The 23,192-nt window shown below is 36.0% G+C and carries 18 protein-coding genes; 10 read left to right on the forward strand and 8 right to left on the reverse strand.

Annotation, left to right across the window (positions count from 1 at the left end; genetic code table 11):
* On the reverse strand, positions 1-618 hold the full coding sequence (gene rplC, locus EGI26_RS11785; RefSeq protein ID WP_255078541.1) for a 50S ribosomal protein L3: 618 nt from the start codon (positions 616-618) through the stop codon (positions 1-3).
* Between the two features lie 733 nt (positions 619-1,351).
* Between rplC and EGI26_RS11790 the strand changes: the two genes are divergently transcribed.
* The 4 genes from EGI26_RS11790 to EGI26_RS11805 all read left to right on the forward strand — a co-directional run bounded on the left by EGI26_RS11790 (position 1,352) and on the right by EGI26_RS11805 (position 7,166).
* Positions 1,352-2,398 (forward strand): agmatine/peptidylarginine deiminase, encoded by a 1,047-nt coding sequence (locus EGI26_RS11790; RefSeq protein ID WP_255078542.1) that lies wholly within the window; start codon positions 1,352-1,354, stop codon positions 2,396-2,398.
* A 134-nt stretch (positions 2,399-2,532) separates the two neighbouring features.
* On the forward strand, positions 2,533-4,863 hold the full coding sequence (locus EGI26_RS11795; RefSeq protein WP_255078543.1) for a peptidylprolyl isomerase: 2,331 nt from the start codon (positions 2,533-2,535) through the stop codon (positions 4,861-4,863).
* Positions 4,860-6,179, forward strand: a complete 1,320-nt coding sequence (locus EGI26_RS11800) for a peptidylprolyl isomerase (protein ID WP_255078544.1) — start codon at positions 4,860-4,862, stop codon at positions 6,177-6,179. The genes EGI26_RS11795 and EGI26_RS11800 overlap by 4 nt, the downstream gene beginning before the upstream one ends.
* Before the next feature lie 21 nt (positions 6,180-6,200).
* Complete coding sequence (locus EGI26_RS11805; RefSeq protein ID WP_255078546.1) at positions 6,201-7,166, forward strand: MoxR family ATPase; 966 nt, start codon at positions 6,201-6,203, stop codon at positions 7,164-7,166.
* A 25-nt stretch (positions 7,167-7,191) separates the two neighbouring features.
* Here EGI26_RS11805 and EGI26_RS11810 read toward each other — a convergent pair whose 3' ends face one another.
* Positions 7,192-8,865, reverse strand: a complete 1,674-nt coding sequence (locus EGI26_RS11810) for a DNA polymerase/3'-5' exonuclease PolX (protein ID WP_255078547.1) — start codon at positions 8,863-8,865, stop codon at positions 7,192-7,194.
* A 421-nt stretch (positions 8,866-9,286) separates the two neighbouring features.
* Here EGI26_RS11810 and EGI26_RS21235 point away from each other — a divergent pair, with 421 nt between their 5' ends.
* The 3 genes from EGI26_RS21235 (at position 9,287) to EGI26_RS11825 (ending at position 11,796) form a co-directional block, all read left to right on the forward strand.
* On the forward strand, positions 9,287-10,087 hold the full coding sequence (locus tag EGI26_RS21235; RefSeq protein WP_255078548.1) for an abortive infection family protein: 801 nt from the start codon (positions 9,287-9,289) through the stop codon (positions 10,085-10,087).
* A gap of 366 nt (positions 10,088-10,453) precedes the next feature.
* Positions 10,454-10,675: a helix-turn-helix domain-containing protein gene (locus EGI26_RS11820; protein ID WP_255078549.1), complete on the forward strand. Its 222-nt coding sequence runs from the start codon at positions 10,454-10,456 to the stop codon at positions 10,673-10,675.
* A 92-nt stretch (positions 10,676-10,767) separates the two neighbouring features.
* Positions 10,768-11,796: a virulence RhuM family protein gene (locus EGI26_RS11825; protein WP_255078551.1), complete on the forward strand. Its 1,029-nt coding sequence runs from the start codon at positions 10,768-10,770 to the stop codon at positions 11,794-11,796.
* Between the two features lie 219 nt (positions 11,797-12,015).
* On the opposite strand, the gene secG is transcribed toward EGI26_RS11825, so the two are convergent.
* The 6 genes from secG to EGI26_RS11855 form a co-directional block, all read right to left on the reverse strand.
* A complete protein-coding gene (gene secG, locus EGI26_RS11830; RefSeq protein WP_255078553.1) occupies positions 12,016-12,381 on the reverse strand; it encodes a preprotein translocase subunit SecG in 366 nt (121 codons plus the stop codon).
* Between the two features lie 96 nt (positions 12,382-12,477).
* A complete protein-coding gene (locus tag EGI26_RS11835; RefSeq protein ID WP_255078555.1) occupies positions 12,478-12,795 on the reverse strand; it encodes a hypothetical protein in 318 nt (105 codons plus the stop codon).
* Positions 12,796-12,818: 23 nt separating this feature from the next.
* Positions 12,819-13,331 (reverse strand): LptE family protein, encoded by a 513-nt coding sequence (locus EGI26_RS11840; protein ID WP_255078556.1) that lies wholly within the window; start codon positions 13,329-13,331, stop codon positions 12,819-12,821.
* Positions 13,321-14,634 (reverse strand): sigma 54-interacting transcriptional regulator, encoded by a 1,314-nt coding sequence (locus EGI26_RS11845; protein ID WP_255078557.1) that lies wholly within the window; start codon positions 14,632-14,634, stop codon positions 13,321-13,323. The genes EGI26_RS11840 and EGI26_RS11845 overlap by 11 nt, the downstream gene beginning before the upstream one ends.
* Before the next feature lie 2 nt (positions 14,635-14,636).
* Positions 14,637-16,043, reverse strand: coding sequence for a tRNA (N6-isopentenyl adenosine(37)-C2)-methylthiotransferase MiaB (gene miaB / locus EGI26_RS11850; protein ID WP_255078558.1), 1,407 nt, complete (start codon positions 16,041-16,043; stop codon positions 14,637-14,639).
* A gap of 129 nt (positions 16,044-16,172) precedes the next feature.
* Positions 16,173-18,665, reverse strand: coding sequence for a BamA/TamA family outer membrane protein (locus EGI26_RS11855; RefSeq protein ID WP_255078559.1), 2,493 nt, complete (start codon positions 18,663-18,665; stop codon positions 16,173-16,175).
* Between the two features lie 48 nt (positions 18,666-18,713).
* Here EGI26_RS11855 and EGI26_RS11860 point away from each other — a divergent pair, with 48 nt between their 5' ends.
* From EGI26_RS11860 to EGI26_RS11870, 3 genes are all read left to right on the forward strand, one after another.
* Entirely contained in the window at positions 18,714-19,454 is a 741-nt protein-coding gene (locus EGI26_RS11860; protein ID WP_255078561.1) for an RNA methyltransferase, read from the forward strand.
* 160 nt (positions 19,455-19,614) lie between these two features.
* Positions 19,615-21,456, forward strand: a complete 1,842-nt coding sequence (gene yidC, locus EGI26_RS11865) for a membrane protein insertase YidC (protein WP_255078563.1) — start codon at positions 19,615-19,617, stop codon at positions 21,454-21,456.
* A gap of 71 nt (positions 21,457-21,527) precedes the next feature.
* Positions 21,528-23,192, forward strand: coding sequence for an ABC transporter substrate-binding protein (locus EGI26_RS11870; protein WP_255078565.1), 1,665 nt, complete (start codon positions 21,528-21,530; stop codon positions 23,190-23,192).

Raw genomic sequence — 23,192 nt, forward strand, 5'->3', positions numbered from 1 at the left:
TTATTTATGTAATGTAATAATTGAGTTTTTAGCACCTGGAACCGAACCTGATACTAATATCAAATTTTTCTCAGGGAAAAGTCTCAATACTTTAAGGTTTTGAATAGTCACATTGGTATGTCCCATTCTACCACCCATTTTAATTCCTTTAAATACTCTTGCTGGGTATGAACAAGCTCCGATTGAACCCGGGTGTCTGCCTCTGTTGTGCTGACCGTGTGTGCTTTGACCTACACCGGCAAATCCATGTCTCTTCACAACACCTTGGAAGCCTTTTCCTTTAGTTTTGCCGCTGATATCAACAAATTCTCCTTCTTCGAATACATCTTCTACTCTGATAGTCTCGCCTAAAGCCAAATCTTTTTCGAATTCTTTGAACTCTACTAATTTTCTTTTTGGAGTGGTATCAGCCTTCTTAAAATGACCCATCAAAGCTTTTGTTGTACGCTTTTCTTTCTTCTCTCCGAAGCCCAATTGAACTGCTTTGTAACCGTCATTCTCTTCTGTCCTGACTTGTGTTACAACACACGGACCAGCTTCAATTACCGTGCAAGGCACAGCTTCACCATTTGTAAAAATGGTAGTCATTCCAATTTTCTTTCCAATAATTCCAGACATAGTCTTAACTTTAATATAATCGCTAAATGTTAACCAAATTTGAATCGGGCTGCAAAAGTACGGATACGCTTGCTAAAATCCAAATTTTAATTCTTTTTTAAACCCAGAGGTTGGTAAACGAACCAACTTGCCAACACTGAGAACCGTTTTACGGGTAAGGCATTTTTAATTATGCAGGAACACGCCTTGTTACCTCTCTGTGACTCCAAAAAAATTAATCGCGAATCGGAGACTGCCTATAAGTGAAATTCACAGTCGAAATTAAAATGGTTTCGTTCGATGCCGACTTCTTTTAATTATTGATAAGGAGATTCCTCCGTCGAATTGAGGTGCAAAATTATACCTTTTTTCTCAAATAAAAAATTTATTATAAAAAAAAACTCCTTTTTTATTAAAAAACTTTTCCAAGCAGAGGTTTTTAATCAAGAAATGAGTGAATGTATATGATACTATGTATAAAAAAATCGAAGTTTTGAAATGTCTAAAGTAGGATAAAAAGATTGCCCTAAGCCTTAAAACAAAAAAACAGTCGAAAAATTCAACTGTTTTTAACCTATCATTTATTCAACCACTCTTAAAAAACGAGATGTTTCAGAAGAGATTTTTTAAATTTCTTTGGTTTAAAAGAATACTATTCCTTAAAACGTTTTACAAAAGTAATTCTTTTTTAAAACTGAAAAAACAAAAAAAAAGAAATTATTTTTGCACCTTATTTTAATTTTAACAGAATTCTATGCGAAATCCTAAAAACGAAAATTACTATTTCCCAGCTGAATGGCATCCACATGAAGCCACGTGGTTGAGCTTCCCCATCAACACAGATACCTGGGAAGATAGATTTGAGAGGATTTATCCAGCATATTTCAAATTTATTGAGATCATTTCCTTGAGCGAAAAAGTCAGAATCAATGCAAACGACACAAAAACAGTTGAACTTATTAATAGACTTTTAGATAAATTCGAAATAAATCAAACCAATATTGAGCTGTTTGAACATCCGACCAACGATTCTTGGTGCAGAGATCATGGGCCGGGGTTTTTAGTCAATAAAAACAATGACAGCCGACTCATAGTGGATTGGGAGTATAATGCATGGGGCGGCAAATATCCTCCTTATAATAAGGATAACGCCATACCTCAAAAAATAGCAAAGACTCTAGGCCTCGATTTTGTAAGTCCTGGAATTATAATGGAAGGTGGTTCGGTAGAGTTTAATGGTAATGGCACAGTTATGACGAGCAAGTCGTGCTTGTTGAATCCAAACAGAAACCCTCAATTGAATCAAGCCCAAATAGAGGAAATGCTCATGCAATTTTATGGAGTGGAACAGATACTTTGGATTGAAGATGGGATAGTGGGTGACGACACCGATGGTCATATTGATGACACCGTGAGGTTTGTAGGAGAAAATAAGGTGATCACTATGGTTGAATCTAATAAGTCAGATGAAAACCATTCAATTCTTGAAGAAAACCTGAATCTCTTAAAGCATATGAGAGTACTTAGTGGAAAGCAATTGGACATTATAGAAATAGAAATGCCTAATCTGGTTATTGATAGTGGAGAGAGATTACCAGCTTCGTATGCAAATTTTTGCATAACAAACGGCCATGTGATAGTTCCGACCTACCGCTGTACCAATGACGATAAAGCTTTGGACACTATACAAAATTGTTTTCCGGAGAGAAAAGTAGTGGGAATAGATTCTACCGAAATCATTTGGGGGTTGGGAAGTTTTCATTGCTTATCCCAACAGGAGCCTTCACCAAATTTCGTTTAAAATGGCCCATGCCGAAATAAAGTATGAAAATTTGAGTTATATTTTATAACCATATTGAATAAAATTAATCTTGAATTAGTCTACATGAATATATTGATGTATGCGATTAATTCTCACCAGTTTGAAAAATTAGGATGCTTAGAAGAACATATATATACCTGTCTCTCTTATTGTTTGCTTTGGGGTCTTGCACGAAACCTATCGGTTCAAAACCCGTAGCAATACCCAAAGCGGTGGTGAATGAAGTTGTAGCTGAACCCACCATTGTATCACTAGGAGAAGATTCACTTAGCAAATCAGATTTAATTGCAGAGTTTGAGAATTTAACTGATTTAGACTCCAGCCTAAACGAGTCTTTGATTAACCAAGTCATACAAAAAAAACTATTTCTCAAGGAAGCTATTGCGATGAGAATGGATACTTCGGCCTTGTTTAAAGAAGAAGTAGAAACGTACAAAAGAATAGAAATTCAAAATTTCACGGAAGATAAATCCACTCTCGCAAGATTGGCGGAAGATTCTTATGAAAAATATCAAACCGAAATTAACGCTTCGCACATATTTATTCCTTTGTCTTGGTATGCCTCCCCAGATGATACTTTAAAAGTTTACAAGGAATTGACAGAGCTTCGAAAATATGCCATAAAAAACGACAACTTCGCTATATTGGCCAAAGAATGGTCTAAAGATAGTAAGACATACGACAAAGGTGGAAATCTTGGTTGGTTTACGGCCTTTCATTTGATTTACCCGCTGGAAGTTGCAGCTTATTCAACGCCCATCGATTCTATCTCTTTACCCATAAAGACAAAATCGGGTTATCATTTGGTAAAAGTAAATGATAAAAGAAAGAACAGTGGCTATGGAAAAGTTCAGCACATATTTAAACATCTTAAGCCTGAAATCAGTAAAGACGAATACGACAAGACCTACCAAACACTAGATTCTTTAAAAAAGCTTCTTGAAAATGGAGCTAGCTTTGAAGAGTTAGTTAATAAGTATTCTGATGATTTCAATTCTAGGGATTCACAAGGTCTTTTGCCTATTTTTGGTATAGGTACCAGAGAGGAATCAACTTTTGAAGAGGCTGCGTTTTCATTGGAAAAAGGAGAAATATCAAAACCTGTCCGTTCGAGCAGTGGTTTGCATCTAATCAAACTAATAGAAAAGTACCAACCAGATAACAAAGAATCTTATCTTAAGAAAATTCAACCAAAACTCACAACTGACTCAAGAGCCGAGTATTTGCAAATTAAGAAATTTAATGACCTGAAAAAGAAATTCCAGTTCGTTGTGAATGAAGAAATCCTATCCCAATGCCTCAATTATGCAGATGATAGGATTTTAAAGAGAGAATGGAAGATGACCCATAATGATCTTTCAAATTTTGTCCTTTTTTCTACCAATCAAAAAAAGTATTTCGTCTCGTCTTTTTTTGGTTATGTAATAGAACGCCAAGAATTTGAAAAATGGAGGGCTGAAGAAAAGCCCGTGGAGATTTTCAAAATGCTCTTCGACAAATTTGTGAACCAACAGCTCACAGATTTAAATGAAAAAAACATTCTGAACAATAACCCAAACCTCGAAAGGCTTTTTAAATTTCAAAAAGACAACCTTTTATACTCGAAATTTTATAACAAGATGATTATCGAGAAATCACTTGATGACTCAACAGGCCAAAGGAAGTTTTTTGATAATAATCCAGACTTGTTTCCAAGTGTTGACATGGGTTCGTTTACAGTAGTAAGTTTTGCAGATAGCCTGACTTATGACAAATTTAAAGCTGCTCGGACAAAATCTAAGCCTTATCAGCTTAACCGTGGCATAAAACCTCTTTACTTTGAAAAAGATGAGTACATTATCGGCGTAGAAGAAAAAAGGAAACTCACAGGCCTAGTTTCAATATTAAAGAAAAACCCAGGATACATAGTTGAAATTGGCGGACACATTGATAAAAACGAATATGAACAGGTTGCAGAGCTAAGAATTAAGCAAATCGTTGATTATTTGGTTGAAAATGGCTTACCTTTGACGAGAATTCTGGAAGTAAACTATAATAATAGCAAAGTTCAGGATAGATTTGATTGGACAAAAAACCAAAGAGTTTCTTTCCAGTTTTTCAGTAATCTAGAGTCTGATTTGATAAAAATTTTCACTGAAAAACAACCTGATGCCATACGCTTCAAAACTTACAACATAGATAAGCAGGAATTTGAGGAAAAGTTGAAACTCAAATGGGAGAGTCAGACGGGCATTGTAGTAATTGACGGTAGAATAGAAGAGTTTTCTTTGAGAATCAAAAAATCTAGCCGCTCTTTTAATGATTATAAATATCAAGTAGTAGACAAATATCAGGAGTTTTTAAGCAAAGAGCTAACCAAAAATTTAGCAAGGAAATATAAAATAAGTGTTGATAACACAGAGTTAAATAAAATAATAGAGGAAGTAAAAAGTAATAATAAATGATAAAGAGGTTAGTATTGGCATTGATTGCCATCCCATTTATAAGTTTTGGACAGACATCCACCAATGTAGACAAGATTGTAGCAAAAATAGATAACTATTATATCTTAAAATCTGAGGTAGAAACGATCGTTGAAAGGGGAAAACAAGAAGGACAAGAGATGAACAGGTGTCAAGCTTTAGAGAGTTTGGCAATCCAGAAACTTTTAGTAGCCAAAGCAGAGATCGACTCCGTGATTGTGGATGAAGACATGGTGAATGGCCAGTTAGATGCCAGAATGCAGGAAATGATTAGGGCTTACGGAAACGAAAAAAATATCATACAGCAATTTAATAAATCTATAGAAACCTTGAAGTCTGAACTAAAAAGCCAGGTTCGTGAGCAACTTACTTCAGACAAAATGCGGAGTACGATTACTGAAAATGTAAATGTTACGCCTTTGGAAGTAAAAAACTTCTTTAGCAAAATACCTTCTGATAGTTTGCCTGTCATCCCAACAGAAGTTGTCATATCGCAGATTGTACGATTGGCTCCTGTAACAAAAGCCATGAAAGATGAGTTAGTTGAAAGGTTGAATGGTTTCAAGAAAAGAATAGAGTTGGGCGAAAGTTTTACAGAATTGGCCAAGGAATTCTCAGAAGACCAAGGCTCGAAAGTCCAAGGCGGTGATTTGGGATGGGCCAAAAGAGGGCAAATGGTAGCCGAATTCGAAGCATCTGCAATGACATTGGACTCAGGAAAACTTTCTGAAGTGATTGAATCTGAGTTTGGTTTTCACTTGATTCAAACGCTTGAAAAAAGAGGTCAAGAATATCGTGCAAGACACATTTTGTTGAGACCTGATTACAGTAGATTGGATCTTACCGAACCGAAGAGATTTCTGGATAGTTTGAAAAATCAAATTGAGATTGATAGCATCAAATTTGAAAAAGCGATAAAATTATATTCTCAAGATAAAAACACTGTGGATGCTGGTGGAATCATCATGAATCCTGAAACTGGTAGCAATTGGCAAGCCGTGGATGTATCGATGGAACCAAACTTGTACTTTACGGTAGAACCTATGAAGGTTGGCACAATAAGTGCTACTTTGAACTACAGAACGCCAGATGGTAAAACAGGCATGAGGCTTATCAAAATCAAAGATAAAAAAGAAGCCCACAGAGCCAATATGAAAGATGATTATGAAAAGTTGAAAAACTATGCCATGAACAATAAGCAAAACGAATCGATAGAAAAATGGTTTAAAGATGCCATTGCGGAAGTGTATATCAATATCGAAAAAGAATACGAAGCTTGTAAATTATTTGAACAATAAACCATTTTCACCAAAGTGCAATTGAAGAATTTCAACTCGGATGTAGAAGCAGCAGATGCTCTAAAAAACACATATCAAGAGCTTTCAAAAGAGATAGGTAAAGTAATTGTTGGACAAGAAGAGACCGTAAAACTGTTGTTGACCGCTATATTTTGTCAAGGTCACTGCTTATTAGTAGGCGTACCTGGGCTTGCCAAAACGTTGTTGGTACAAACCATCGCCTCAGCCTTGGATTTAGATTTCAATAGAATTCAGTTTACACCTGACTTAATGCCATCTGACATTGTTGGGTCAGAAACTTTGGACAACAACCGAAACTTCAAATTTGTAAAAGGTCCTGTATTTGCCAATATCATTTTGGCTGACGAAATAAACCGTACTCCGCCCAAAACGCAGTCGGCTTTGTTGGAATCTATGCAGGAATATTCGGTAACCGTGGCAGGTGAAAGACACCAACTTTCGAAGCCGTTTTTTGTGCTTGCAACCCAAAACCCGATTGAGCAAGAAGGAACTTATCCCCTACCCGAAGCCCAATTAGACCGTTTTATGTTTATGGTAAACTTGGATTACCCGAGTTTCGAACAAGAAATGGACATTGTAAAGAGTACCACATCAAATGTAAAGACAGTAGTAAACAAAATATTGGGAGCTGAAGATATAATTCTTTTCCAAGATTTGGTAAGAAAAGTACCTGTAGCCGACAATGTGGTGGAATATGCGGTGAGATTGGTACACAAAACCAGACCCAATATAGAAGGAGCCTCGGAAGAATCTAAGAAGTTTCTAGAGTGGGGAGCCGGCCCGAGAGCCTCGCAGAACTTGGTTCTGGCCGCCAAATGTCATGCTTTGATCAATGGAAAATACTCACCTGATATAGAAGATGTAAAAGCGGTTGCGTTCCCAGTGCTCCGTCATAGAATAGTACGGAATTTCAAAGCAGAAGCCGAGGGAATGAGTACCGAAGAAATCATAAAGAAATTGATGTAAAATGAGGAGAGTCGAAAGGCTCTCCTTATTTTTTGGAGAATACTTTCATGATTTCCTCCTTACTAAGACAATTCAAGGTCATATCAGTGGTTAATCCTGCCTTTCTGGCAACAGCAACTCCATAATGCATATCATGAATTCCTTTCGTTTCGTGGGCATCAGGATTTATACTGATCATGACTCCTTTTGAAAGGCAATAATCTATCCATCGCCAATCAATATCCAATCTGTACGGACTGGCATTGAGCTCCATCACCACCTTATTGGCTGCACAGGCATCAATAATCATTTTATAGTCAAACGGATATCCTTTCCTCGAAAGTAACAATCTGCCCGATGGATGACCCAAAATACTGGTGTAAGGATTCTCAACGGCCTTTAGTAGCCTTCTTGTAGCCTTTTCTTTGTCCATGTTTAACACTGCATGAACGGATGCCACCACGTAATCAAACGAAGCCAAAACATCCTTTTCATAGTCTAGGTCACCGTTAATCAGTATGTCTGACTCTATACCTTTTAAAATGGCAAAATCAGTGTAAACGGCATTTAAAGAGTCAATTTCTTGATGCTGTTTTGCTACGGTTTCTGGCCAAAGTCCTGAGGCGTAGGAAGCGGTTTGGCTGTGGTCGGCTATTCCAAAATACTTTAGGCCGAGACCTTTACAATAATCTGCCATTTCTTTGAGCGTATGGCTGCCGTCAGAATACGTAGAGTGATTGTGCACCGTTCCTTTCAACTTTTCCCAAGTCACCAAATCCTCATTTTTGTGGGTCTGAATCCACTCAAATTCCTCTCTGCCCTCACGCATTTCGGGAATGATATAGCTAAATCCGAACGAAGAATAAGCCTCAGATTCGTCACTGAAAGTGTTTTTGGTCAGGTGATTTAAGAAAGTTACGCCTTCATTATTTTGATATTTCAGATGTTCTTCATCCGAATTTTTTATGAGATTCTTGACCACAAAGTCTCTTGAAGAAACTTTTTCAATTTCTATGGCCACCGCAAAGTCACCGTACAAACCTCTCCAAACACTGGGTGATGAAGTCTTCATATCTTGATGAAAAAGCCCAGCATCAAATTTTAAACCGCCAAAACCATCTTTTACCACCAAAAACTGCAGCAAATCTACAGTTTCAGATTTTCTGACCACTTGTCCTATTTCATGGGCATTCTCATAGCTGGTTTTGATTTTTTGGAGAATGTCGATACTCAGTTCTGCCGCTTTGTTCATTCTGAGTTTGCCCATCTGCTCCTGCATAAAGGCCAAAGACTCTAGAATGGCGTCTTGTGTTTTTTGCCCAAAACCTTTTGCGTTGGCTATTTTGTGGTTTTCACAAGCTATTTTGAGGTCATTGATGTTGTCAATGCCCAATTCTTTCCAAAGCGTTTTTATCTTTTTTACACCCAAACCTTTCACCTTGAAAATATCAAAAATACCTTCTGGAGTAATTTCAATCAGGTCGTTGAGCTCTTTTAAAGTACCTGTTTTGACAATCTCCTCGATATTGGCAGACAAAACTTTCCCAAATCCTCTGATTAAACCGACTTCCTTTGGCGACATTTCAGCAATGGGCGTATCGAGTCTTTCCAAAGTAAAAACACTGGAAATATACACCTTAGACCGCATTTCGTCACGGTCGTGCAAGTCAAGAAGTTTACCCGTAAGCTGGATAATATCGGCGATGTCAGAATTGCTCATTTTTGCTTAATAATTGAAAAGTAAAATTATAGGATTTTGGGAGGAATTCAAATGCTTGGAGGAAGGTTTGCTATATAGTTTAGCTGTGAATTAAAATTTCAATTCAAGAAAAGTTCAGATTATCAAGTTTTTAAACCCATTTTCTTTAACTAAAAGAAGCCAATTGTAATATTTTCAGAAATGAATAAAGACTTGGAAATTAATGTATTGAACAATACATTTGTAAAAGACCGCATTGAATAATCAAAACACAAATATGCTCATGGAAATATTACTGAAACTCCTCAATTCTCACAATTCTATCATTATTAATGTATTAAAAATAAAATCAATCAAAATTTAGTTTCGATATTACCGAAACTCGGAAAATGAGTTTCGTAAACATGCTAATTAGAGCCCATTTTAAAACGACAAAAACAACGTGAAAATATCAAACAAAGTAACAGAACAATTAGGTAAACTAATTGCGGGTGACACAGGATCTGCTCCTTACATAACAGGACCTAAACTTGTTACTTTCTATAATGAGTTTGGCTTTGATGACATTTATGGAGAAGGCTTTCCTTCAAGATGGAAATATTCAACAGACAAAATTGTTGAGAGCAACGGAACTCCTAGACTTAAAAAAATTCTGGAGGACTTTATTGACCCAAGACGATTTGGCGGGGATGAGCAACTTGTTGAAAAAATAGTAAACGATATTAATCAACTCATAAAGTATGACGGATTTGCATTAATTAAGAAAGGTGATATTTACAAAATTGCCGACATTCAAGGTAACTTTATTGAGCCAGAAGCGGTAGCGACTATAGGACATGAGTTTGTAAGTGAGCAAATTGAAAAATGTCAACACAAAATTTCGACTGATGATTTTAATGGTGCAATTACTAATGCAAGAACATTATGTGAAGCTGTCTTAATTCACATCATTGAAATAACTGAAAAAACAGAGATTAAAAACGATGGTAATGTTTTGAACCTTTGGACAAGAGCAAAAAAAGCTTTGAAACTTGACTTAAGAAAAGATGAAATTCCAGATTTTGTTTTTCAGATACTCGCTGGACTTGATACAACCATAAATGGATTAGCAGGTCTAAGCAATAATGCTGGCGACAGACACGCAAACAAGTTTAAAACCAAGAGACATCACGCAAAGCTGGCTGTAAATTCAACAATGACCTTGTGTGACTTTTTAATTGAAATTCTTATCAATAGAAAATGATTAAAATGATTGAATTTCTATACAAAGAAGTTGTTTACAAAAAGGCTTTTATTAGCTCTTCGGGATGTTCCGAAGGGCAATCCCGAAGCGAGATAGGTAGGATTTCCAATCCGAGAGGGTAATTCTAAACGTTCAACTAAGCAGAAAGTTATACAAATCCAACCTTCAGCGAAGACTCAGGTTCTATATACTTTTTGAAGACAGCCTCCTACTAGGCTAAAATTGGCGGATTTAATGGCAGCAAATTCAAATCAATCAAGAATAATTATATTCAATTACATATAAATCGAATCAAAAAATCATTTTTATATGCAAATACATACAATTTAATAATTTTTACTATTTTTGCATGCAAATGCATATAATATGAGCGAGTTATCATTCTTTGTAAAGACCAAAAGGAAGCAATTGAAATTAACGCAAGAAGAATTTGCCGAAAAAACAGGTGTAGCACTAACGGTTATTAGAAAGATTGAACAAGACAAAGAAAATCTCAATTTGTCAAAGGTCAATCGTGTACTCCAAATGTTTGGACATCTGCTAGGTCCAATAAAAGAAGACAATGCGACAAGAAATGGAGAAATATAATGTCCGCTCTCAGTCATCTTCTCAACGGCTGATGATGCCACTTTTATTGAAATGAATACTATAGTGATGATATGTAATAACAACTACTTAAAATGGATAATAGTATGACCAACGGTGAGATAATCATATACCAAAACCTAGATGGCAACATTAAAATTGATGTAAGGTTAGAGGAAGAAACTGTTTGGCTTACGCAGGCACAGCTATGTGAATTGTTTCAAAAATCTAAAGCTACTATTAGCGAACATATTAAAAATGTGTTTGCAGAAGGAGAATTAGACGAAAAAGTGGTTGTTCGGAATTTCCGAACAACCACTCAACATGGTGCTATGGTAGACAAAACGCAAGAGGTTGGGGTAAAAGGCTATAACCTTGATGTAATCATATCAGTAGGATACAGAGTAAAATCGCCGCAAGGCACGCAGTTTAGAATTTGGGCAACCCAAAGACTCAAAGAATATATCATTAAAGGCTTTGCCCTAAATGACGACCGTTTTAAGTTCGGCAATTCAATGAATTATTTTAACGAATTACAAGAACGTATTCGTGAAATAAGAATTTCGGAAAGGTTTTTCTATCAAAAAATTAAAGACATTTATACCACGAGCATTGATTACGAACCTAAAGACGAAAAAACAATTGAGTTTTTTAAAGTTGTCCAAAATAAGTTGCTTTGGGCAATTAGTGAGCAAACAGCAGCCGAATTGGTTTATAGAAGAGTTGACGCTAGTTTACCATTGATGGGTATGCAATCGTTTAGCAAGAAATATGGAGATACAATTAAAAAATCAGATTCAAGCATTGCTAAAAATTATCTAAAAGAGGATGAAATAAAGTTGCTTGGTTTATTAGTAGAACAGTATTTAGCATTTGCCGAAACGATGGCACAACAACGTATACCAATGTACATGACAGATTGGGTACAAAGGCTAGATAGTATTTTGCAACTTAATGGAAGAGAATTACTTACCCACGCAGGCAAAATAAGCCACGAGAAGGCATTGGAAAAGTCAGGAGAAGAATTTGAAAAATATAAAATTGCACAAAAAACAATTGAAAAAGAGCATAGCTTGAGGGAAATAGAGGCAGATATAAAAAAAATAAAAACGCCTAAAAAATGAAGTTTATCAAGGGAAAATCAGAAAAAGAATTTCCAAATTAACTCTTCAATATGTTCCAAAATACAATACGAAACTGAGTATCAGTAGTCAAAAAAAACTTCGAATCCCCTTCCCGAAATATTTTTAATCTTAAATTCAAAAAATCACTCAACTAAATTAATAAACCACAAAAAAAAAGACACCCCAAAGGATGTCTTTCAAATATAATGCTGAAGTATATTACTTTGCTGGTGCTGGCGTAGTAGCTGGTGCTGTTACAGGAGCCGTTGCAGGGGCTGTAAGCGGTGCAGTTGGCAATGCCGGAGCGGTAGTTGCTTTTTCTACGTTTACGTCGCTGTCAGTAGTTGCTGACGAACCCACGGTTTTTGTCAAAATAACAGTACTCAAAGCGGCTACTAACAAGAAAGCAAAAAAGCCCCAAGTCAATTTCTCCAATATGTCGCCTGTTTTTTGAACACCAAACATTTGTGTTGAGCTTCCTCCAAATTCTGAAGATATACCGCCACCTTTGGGGTTTTGAACCAATATAACGATGATAAGTAATAAAGCCACCAATATCATCAAAACTAGAATAGTTGTTATCATTTTATATAATTTTCTTATTGTTTTCTAAAAGAACCGCAAAGTTAGTATTTTTTCGATAGAAACCACAACTTTTACGGAATTCTTGAAATGATTTTGTTAAATAAATTTGGGTATTTGTTTTGTCAAATATTTTTCGAGAATACTTTTTTGGTCGATGGGTTCAGCGTCAAAATCCTTTCGAAACATAGAATCAGAGGTTTTTTCATTTTTATTTTCTACATGAAAATAGCTTTTCAGGCTCGACTTGGATTGTAAGAGATACTCCTCCCCTTTTCTCCAAAAATCATGGTTGAAAAAGTCGGGCTGATAATTAAGCAATAAAATATATGGCAATTTAAAATTCGGATAGGCTTTGCAAATATTCAATAAAGTATCGATATCCTTCTGATCTCGAAAATCTTTTTTTTGAATCATGTTATTGAAATGCAATGCTTCTTTTACCATGATGCTGCCGTGGAATTAAAGATATTGAGTACCAACTGATCCAATATTTTGGGTACCAAAATGGGTTCGGCTTGCGTAAGTGTCTGCTCCTGAGGAAAATCCTGATAAAAAGTAAACTCTTTTTCAAAGTCTTCTTGCTCATTGGTTTTGTTTACAAACTTCACTTCAACGGTTATCGTCAGGCGGTTCATGGCTGCTCTGTCACCTGCAGTGGCCGATACTGGTGAAAGTTCATAAGTGATTATAGAACCCTCCAGGTGTATATCTCCATCTGTATTTTTAAACTTCAGACTCGTGTTTCTTTGATAGTATTCTTTTAGCTTTTCGTTAAAAGTCAAACTCATATTTTGAGGTCCACCCGCTGCGGCCATCGCGAAATTCTGAATGGAAAAGGTTTTTAAGTCTGCCGACAAAGTAGTACCTGTAAACGAATAAATTTTGCATCCGTTCAGAACAGCAAGAATAAATACCAGCAAAAAAGCATTAAAAACACGCTTAATCTTCATCTTCGATATCATATTGCTTGATTTTTCTATATAACGTCCTTTCAGAGATTCCAAGGCTCATGGCGGCATATTTTCTTTTGAAATTATTCTTTTTGAGTGCCTTTATGATCATGTCTTTCTCGTTCTTTTCCAAAGAAAGAGACTCTTCTTCTGTTTCATGGCTGATGTCTTCCACGTTTTCTCGAGATTTCTGATAATCGTCAATTTTTATGAAATTCTCACTTAGTGGCTGATTATAAACAGGATACACAGGCTCTGAGTCTGCAATCGCAGGGCGTGAATAAACCACAGGTGCCTCAGAAGCCAAAACATCTTTGAACAAATCGTGCTTAACGCTTTCTGAGGGAGCATTTAAGCCATCATTTTGCATCATGGAATACACCAACTTTTTAAGGTCGGTTATGTCCTTTTTCATATCAAAAAGCACTTTATACAATAGCTCTCTTTCTGAATAATCGTTTAAACCACCCAAATCTGATTGATTCAACAAAGCTGGCAAGCCTGATTTTTGACTTTTGGGCAAGTATTTCTCTAAAATCTGACTGTTGATTACCCTGTCGTTCTCCAGAATCGTTATCTGTTCCGCAATATTTTTCAGTTGCCTAATATTACCTGGAAATCTAAAACTTCTCAGCATCGCTCTGGCTTCCTCTGTGAGATCAACCGGCTGAATGTTATTTCTTTCGGCAAAATCACTGGTAAATTTTATGAAAAGCAATTCAATGTCAAAACCTCTGTCCCTCAAAGGAGGCACCACGATGGGGACGGTGTTTAGTCTGTAATATAAATCCTCACGAAATTCACCTTTCTCAATGGCCGTTTGAAGGTTTACATTGGTGGCGGCCACCACTCTCACATTGGTTTTCTTTACTTTTGATGAACCTACAGGAATATATTCACCATTCTCTAAGATTCTTAATAATCTGGCTTGTGTACCCAGTGGCATTTCGGCAATTTCGTCTAGAAAAATAGTACCGCCATTGGTAGTTTCGAAATACCCTTTTCTTTCTTCAAAGGCACCTGTAAATGAGCCTTTTACGTGTCCAAACAATTCAGAATCGATGGTGCCTTCGGGAATAGCCCCACAGTTGATGGCTATAAAGGGCCCAAGTTTACGGTGGCTCAAGCCATGAATTATTTTCGAGAAAGATTCTTTACCACTACCACTTTCACCGTTTATGAGCACTGTAAGGTCAGTTGGGGCTACTTGTATGGCGATACTCAATGCAAAATTGAGCGGAGCGGCATTGCCGATTACGCCAAACCTGTTTTTTGCATTTTGTATTTCTGCTGTGTTTATCATTTTTAGTCTATGATTTCTCCAATGAGCGTACCCGAGGTACAAGAATTTACTAAGACATTTACATAATCGCCTTTCTTATAGGCTTTTCTTGGAAAAACGATGACTTTACTTTGGTCATTTCTTCCTGCAAAATCCGCTTTTGATTTCTTGGATTCTCCTTCAATCAATACACGAAAAACTTTTCCAATAGACATTTGATTTTTTATAGCAGAATGCTGTCTTTGCTTGTCTATGATTTCGTTTACTCGCCGTTTTTTGTCTTCCAAAGAAACATCATCTTTTAAGTTTTTGGCGGCTGGTGTACCTGGTCTCTCCGAATAGAAAAACATGTATCCATAGTCAAACACCACCTCGTCCATCAAACTCAAAGTTTGCAGATGATCTTCCTCGGTTTCTGTACAAAAGCCCACTATCATGTCGTGCGACACGCCACAATCTTCGCCCAAAATCTCTCTGATTTTATGAATTCGCTCCAAATACCACTCTCTTGTATAAGTTCTGTTCATCAAACCCAATATCCTTGAACTGCCGCTTTGGGCTGGTAAGTGAATATAATTACAGATATTGTCGTACTTTTTGATGGTATATAAAACCTCGTCGGTAATGTCTTTAGGATGTGATGTGGAAAATCTAACTCTTAATTCAGGACTGATTAAAGCAACTTTTTCTAATAAATTGGCAAAATTGTATTTCTCCGTTTCGCTCGACCATTTGTAAGAGTCGACGTTTTGCCCCAATAAAGTTACTTCTTTAAAGCCTTTTTCGAACAAGTCAAGAGCTTCATTATAAATAGAATGTGGGTCACGACTACGCTCTCGGCCACGGGTATAAGGGACCACACAGAAACTGCACATATTGTCGCAGCCTCGCATAATAGATATAAAAGCCGAAACACCGTTGGAATCTAATCTTATAGGCGAAATGTCTGCATAGGTTTCTTCTCTGGAAAGAAAAACATTCACCGCTTTGTGCCCACTTTCTACTTCTTCTAATAAATTGGGTAGATCACGATATGCATCTGGGCCAACAACCAAATCCACCATTTTTTCTTCTTCCAAAAACTTGGTTTTGAGACGTTCGGCCATGCAACCTAGCACACCAATTTTAAGATTTGGATTCGTTTTTTTGTTTTTATTGAGCGAAGAAAGTCTTGTTCTTACTTTTTGTTCAGCGTTGTCGCGGATGGCACAAGTGTTGAGCAAAACCAAATCTGCTTCTTCAAGATTTGAAGTCGTAGAATAGCCATTTGTTCTCAATATCGATGCCACCACTTCACTATCGGCAAAGTTCATTTGACAGCCGTAACTCTCAATATATAATTTTTTTGTCCCAATTACATGCTCGTTCACTGAAACCTTAGCCTCATCAATATTCTCTTCCTCTTTCAATAATATATTTTGGGCAACCATCTAAATTCTATTTTTTAAAAATTAAGCAAAATTAATAAAAATATGACAATATGTCAGTGTTAAAATTCCTTTAATTATCAGAATTTATGCTCGGCGAGCAAATACTTAGGCGGAAAGTAAAAATGAAGCTTAAAATGGATAGCCAATTCCAAAGTTCCAGTTGAGTCCGTATTGTTGTTTCCTTTTCAAAGAAAAATCATCCAGTACAAATCGGCTTCCTTGGTCTCTACTAGGATCAAAAACCTTAATGCCCCAGTCGAACCTAAATAAGAAATAGGATAAATCCCAACGTAAACCAAAGCCAGTTCCAACGGCGATTTCTTTGTAAAATCTTCTAAAATCAAAATTTGCTTTTTCGAATTTGGCGGCGGCTTGAGTTTGGTGCCATTTCCAGACATTGCCCGCATCTATAAAACCTGCCAATTGAATATCGCCAGCAAATCGAAGGACTTTTATTCTATACTCAATGCTTGATTCGAGCAAGATATCTCCTGGCTGTGGTATGGTGTTTCCAGCAGCTGTTGTGTCAGGTTTTGATGATCCTGTCCCCAAAGTTCGTGGTGCCCAGGCTCTTACACTATTGCTACCACCAATAAAAAAGTTCTTGTCATAAGGCATCGATCGGTTGTTTCCATAGGGATTGGCTATCCCTAAATTAAATCTGTAAGCATAGCTACTTTTGGCGTTGATTCCGATACTTCTTCTGTAGTCAGCATTTAATTTTACAAACCTGAAATACGCTCTCACACTATCTATCGAGTTTTCAGACTGTTTCAGTGGAAATACTTTCTCTATAAGCTTTATTCTTTCTTTGTTATCCAAAAAATTCAAAACTGTGCCGCCAGACTCAAGAAACAGTCTAAAAAACTTTGATGAAGACAGCGGCTTGCTCGGATTTTGATTGTTGTAAACGAAGTTGGAATTCAGCGAAGACACAAACTGCGGATCAAAAGTTATCTTTAAATTATTGCCTTGTTGTTGAAGATTCAACAAACTGTTATAAAACTCTTGTCCAGGTTGATTATTGAAGTAAATGGTGTTGATCAAATGTGCATCTAAAACGCTCAAGTATAAAAAAGCATTTTTTGAAAACTGAATGGAATGGTTGGTATTCAGCTTAAAATTTAATCTTTTTCCCCAAAATGGCTCCGAATAATTATAACCAATTCCTAGGATAGTTCTTGGGTTTTTAAGGTTCAGCTGCTTAAGTTGCCCCTGAAATGGCCAAAGTGTAGGTAAAGTAAGATTAAGATTTAATCCCAATTCAAGACTACCGCGGATGGACTTATTGGAGGTGTTTATAGGAGAAGGCTGCCCTTCATAGGAAGCACGAAATGAGCCCTCAAAAATTTCTAGTTTTTTCAAAAGATTTCGGCCTGTAAGCGAAACTGGCACCCCAAATCCAAAAAAAGTAGAGCCGTCGTTGTAAATATTATTGATGCCAGGGCTAATACCAAAGGTGTATTTCTCCAACAAAGGAGCAAAATACTCTAGAGAAAGCTGACCTGGAGACAGAGGTTTTACCTGTGAACTCGCAAAAGCAAACTGATTAAAAAGTGAAACTTGCCTTTGGGTTTCCATTATATCCGCCACTCGATATATAGATCCTGGCTTGGAAATTATTCGTGGACTAATGATGTTTATAGGAACATTTCGGTCTAATCTAATAAACTTCACTCCATTGTAAAAAACAGTATCCGGCTTTATAAACGTACTGTTACTGTTTGGGTCGAATGCCTTAAAAATGACTTCCTCAACTGTAAAACGTTCGTGAGTAGGCTTGGTATCAGGATTTTGAATCTCAATTTTCAGATTGCCTCTTTTCCTTTTCACAAAAAGCGATTCATCATTTTCAAAATTTGCAGCTCCATGAGTTATAAACTTATTGTTAAAGTTGTAATAGCCATTGTTTTTCAATAGTTGCTCTAACCTCAGCTTCTCTGCTGCAACTAACCTCAAATCAAACAAATCTCCTGAAGCAATAAGTTGTTTCGATTTATTGGTCTGAACCAAACTATCAATGTTTTTGTCAGAAGAAACGTACTGTATTGTGTCCACAGTATAACCCTTTTTTTCATCAATGATATAGGTTACTTTCAATTTTTTCTTTGAACTTGAAGAATCCAAATTATAGGCCACTTCAGCATCTCTAAACCCTACATCATATAGAAACTTCTTCATTTTAAGAGTCGTTTCAGCAACATTCGCCTGCGAGATAAGTACTTGTTTTTCACCAATATTACGCCATAGCCAGCCAGATTGTTCTTGAAGATTGCCTTGAAAACGCTCTATTTTTTTCTCAATCTTTTGGATTTTCCTAGCAGATAAAGTTTTTGCTGTTTTATCTTCTTCAAGCACTTTTATCAATTTGCCGAGCTTTCTTTCACTTTTTACTGGATTGAAAGTATTTCTACCAAAATTATACCACCAAACACGGGGTGTTATGGGCAACTCCAAAGGTTTAGAGTTTTCTTTTTGTGCGAATGGGATAATCTGTTCCAGTTCCTCATCTATGACTTTCTGATTTCCTTTAAAATCATTTCTCCACAAAATATACCTATTATTGTCTATTGGTACATTATTTTTGCATGAAAACAAGGTTTCGAGCAATAATACCAACATCAAACTATATTTTATTTTTTTAAACAATCTCCAGAATATTAATTGAGCATGATTTCTAAACAGCAACAAAAATACGTTCAATCTCTTCATAATAAAAAATACCGCACAGAATATGGCAAATTTTTGGTGGAAGGTGAGAAAGCTATTTTAGAAATATTAAACTCAGAATTTGAAATAGAAAACATATTCTGTACTGAAATTTTTAAGGAAAAATTAGCCGATAAGTCAAAGTACAAGAATATTGTGGTTTGTAAAGAGCCCGAAATTGAAAGCATTTCTACTTTCAAAACCAATCAAACTGGCGTGGCTGTGGTGAATCAAAGAAATGAATCTCCTAACACACAAACCACTAACAGTCAGATAATTTTGATACTTGATGGCATAAAAGACCCAGGTAATCTTGGCACAATTATACGTTTGGCAGATTGGTATGGCATAGGTCATGTATATTGTAGCAATGATACAGTGGAGTTTTACAATCCCAAAGTAATTGCTGCTACCATGGGCTCATTTATTAGAGTTAATGCACATTATGTAGAATTAGAAAATTATATCAAGAAACTAAATTTGCCTATTTATGGAGCATTTTTAGGAGGAAAAAATATTCACAGTTTCCCTTTCGAAAAACCCTTTGGACTGGTAATAGGAAGTGAATCTCATGGAATTTCGCCCGAAATAGAGAAAATCATTACCCAGAAAATTACAATTCCGAGAATTGGATCTGCCGAATCATTGAATGCCGGCGTGGCTACAGGCATAATTCTGGACAATATTTTTAGAGAAATTTAAAGGTAAAACACTTGGCTTCAAACTATATTTCACATCAACTCATTCAAAAAATGAATTCAAAATCAAAATCGACCGTTCTTAATTTAATTGGACATTGATTCCAATTAGTAAAGATTTTTTACGAATTTTGCGGAAAATTTTATTATCAATAATCTCCTAAATGGAAAAATTAGACAAGAATTATATCATAGGTTTCATACTATTGTTCTTAATGTATGGCACTTACATTTACTTTAACGACTCTCTGACACCACCGGCTGAACCTGCAAAAAATACAGCTGTAGTGGCAAAAAAAGTAATATCAGACACCACTTCATCGAATAAAATGGCGATTTCTGACAGTTCTGTGGTCAATGCTGCTGAACAACTCATAACAGCCGAGAACGAGAATATTAAGGTGACAATTTCGAGCAAAGGTGCTAGGATAGTAAAAGTAGAGTTGAAAAATTATAAAACATTTGTTGCTTATCAGGCCAACAAAACCGAAAACATGGTTTTATTTGATGGAAGTGGCACTTCTTCTGACTTTCAAATTCCAACCAACGCTGGTGATATAAGTTTGACTAATCTGAATTTCTCAGCGTCAAAAACAAGTATCTCTGCAAAAGGCGACAAAGCCGAAACTGTAGTTTTTACAACTCCGATTTCTGGTGGGAAAATAGAAAAAACCTATACCATATCTGGAAAAGGCTTTGAAATTAAACAAGACTTAAAAACAGAAGGACTGGGTTCTGTTCTAAAAAATGCTCCATCGACCATAATTTGGGAGAACCCAATGTTGGTTCTTGAAAATGATTTAGCAGAAAACCGCAAAGCTGCCCAAATAAACTACTTTGACAAAGAAGAATCTTTTGAGGACTTAGGACTTGGAAGTACATCTGATGAAAATGAGACGGCAGATTTACCAGTAAAATGGTTTTCATTCAAACAAAAATATTTCACATCTGGTGTTGTTTCTGAAAACGGTTACTTCGAAAAAGGGCAGTTTGACCTAAAAACCCCTCAAGAAGACAGTTCGATCGTAAAAATCGGAAAAATAACCGCACAGATTCCTTTCACAGATTTAAGTCAAAATAAGGTTTCGTTGAAATACTACTTCGGGCCAAACGACCTAGAGGCATTAAAAAGCGTCGGAAATGATTTTCAAAAAAATCTTTACTTGGGTTACGACATTGTGAAACCCGTAAACTTATATGTTTTTGTACCCTTATTCAATTGGGTAGAATCGTTCATCACCAACTACGGCTTGTTGATTATCATTGTAGTGTTGATGATAAAAATCACTCTGACACCACTTATTTACAAGTCTTATGTGAGTTCTGCTAAGATGAGAGTTTTGGCCCCCGAAATAGCGGCAATAAAAGAAAAAGTAGGTGACGATGCAGTGAAAGTTCAGCAAGAAACCATGAAATTATACCAACAAGTGGGTGTTAGTCCATTAAGTGGTTGCGTTCCGTTGTTGTTACAAATGCCTATTTTGATGTCTGTTTTCTTCTTGTTTCCAAACATGTTGATGTTCAGACAAAAGAACTTTTTATGGGCAAATGACCTGTCAACTTATGATTCATTGATCAACTGGGGTTTCAATCTTCCGATTATTGGCCACCATATCAGTCTTTTTGTGGTATTGATGACTATCTCATCTTTGGCTTTTACCTATTACAACAACCAAGTTACGCCAGACCAACCAGGTCCGGTGGATATGAAAAAATTGTCTTACATATTCCCTTTGGTGTTTTTCTTTGTATTGAATAGTTTTCCTGCGGCTTTGAGTTTCTATTATTTGGTATCCAATGTAGTGACTATTGCTCAGCAACTTATAGTTAGAAAATTCATCGATGAAGATAAGATTCTTGCTATTCTTGAGAAAAATCGTAAAAACTATCACACTAAGCCCCAAAAGAAAAGCAAGTTTGGAGATTTCATCCAGAAACAGCTTCAAGCCTCTGAAGAAATGAAAAAGCAAAGCAGTGAATTAAAAAATTCAAGAAAAAAGAAATAAATAAATGCTCTACAAGTTTTAGATTTGTAGGGCTTTTTTTTTACTCCTAAATAGGTTATCTCAACTTTATAATGAAAAAAATATTTGTCATAGTGTTGGGTTTGTTTTCATCGGTATATGGGCAGCAGTTGAATGACCAAGCCTATCTGATAGAATACAAAAAAGCTGTTCAACTATTCGCTGATAGTCAGTATGATTTGGCAGGGCCAAAGTTTGCCAAGCTTTGTGAGAAAGAGTATGCCAATCCTATGGTGCCTTATGCTTTTTTTTATAATGCACTGACGGCCAAGAATAAAGGAAATATATACCAAAGCAGGGTAATTTTCAGACAACTATTTGAAAAGTATTTTGATTGGGACAAAGTTAGTGAAGCAAGAATAATTTATGCTGAATTGAACTTTGGAGAGAATTATTTTGAGGAAGGACTTAAAAGCATTGAAGCCATTCAAGAAAAGGAATTTGATGCAATAAAAAAAGGAATTCTTAACCAATACATTCCCAAAATAAAAAGCATTTCCACGCTAAAAGAATTGTACTTCAAATTTCCAACACAAGAAGTACTTGCCAGAAATTTGGTTGAAAAAATTCAGGCAAACAGATACAATTCCAAAGATGATTTGGAGATATCTGACATGCTTACCAATAGATTTAAGCTAAAAGAAATCCCTAAGAATAAAGACGCCAAAAATAATTCCTCGAAAAGTTTGTCTGATGAAGAAACCGCTAGACTTGATTTTGGCATATTATTGCCGTTCAATCTAAATGACATAACCAACAGTGCGGGCTCAAACAAATATACGTATGAGCTGTATGAGGGAATGAAAATTGCGGCAGAACAGCTAAAAAATGATGGGATAATTGTAAATCTTCATGCATTTGATGTAAAAAAGACCAAGTTAGATTTTCAGCTATTAGAAAAAAAAGAAGGGTTTAAAAATTTAGATGCAATTGTTGGTCCACTTTATCCTGACCCCAACTACGAGGCTGTCCCTTTTGCAATAAGTAATAAAATCATCCAAGTCCATCCACTTTCAAACAACTTGGATTTGCTTAAAGATGGTAACAGCATTTTTTTAATGCAACCTTCACATTTGCAACAATCCAAAAAGGTATTGGAGTACGTAAATAGCTTAAACTATAGTAAATCAGTTAGTATTTACTTTGGTAATGCAAAAAAGGACTCTGTTTTTGCGGGTATATATAGATCGGAGGCATTAAAGAAGGGCTATACTATAACTGCTTTCAAAAAATTCAATGGCACCCTACAAAAACTTGTCCCGGAGACTGGTCATGTTTTTCTGGCAACAGACAACAATCAAGGAATAAAATTTTTACAAAGTATATCTTACAGCAAAATTACATCTGAGATTATATGCACTGCCTCGTCATTTGCTTGGGAAAAAACACCCTCAAGTGTTTTAACTGAGAATGTTTCCTTGATTTATCCTGAATTTGTTTCAAAAGAAAAAGAACAAGTTAGAAACTTTGAAAAAATATTCCTGGAAAAGATGGCCATATATCCTTCTTTCTATGCTTTTGCTGGATATGATTTAGTATATTTTTTTGGCAAAATGCTCAAAGATGGGAAAGACATATTTAAGCTGAACATAGGCTCTGGGCCTTATAAAGATGAATACCTTCTAAGTGGGTTTGATTTTAGTGGAAAAATAAAAGAAAATGCAATTGTACCGATTGTAAAATACAAAAACGAGGTATTTGAGGAGATTTATAGATAA

Source organism: Lacihabitans sp. CCS-44, assembly GCF_024343735.1.
Classification (GTDB): domain Bacteria; phylum Bacteroidota; class Bacteroidia; order Cytophagales; family Spirosomataceae; genus Leadbetterella.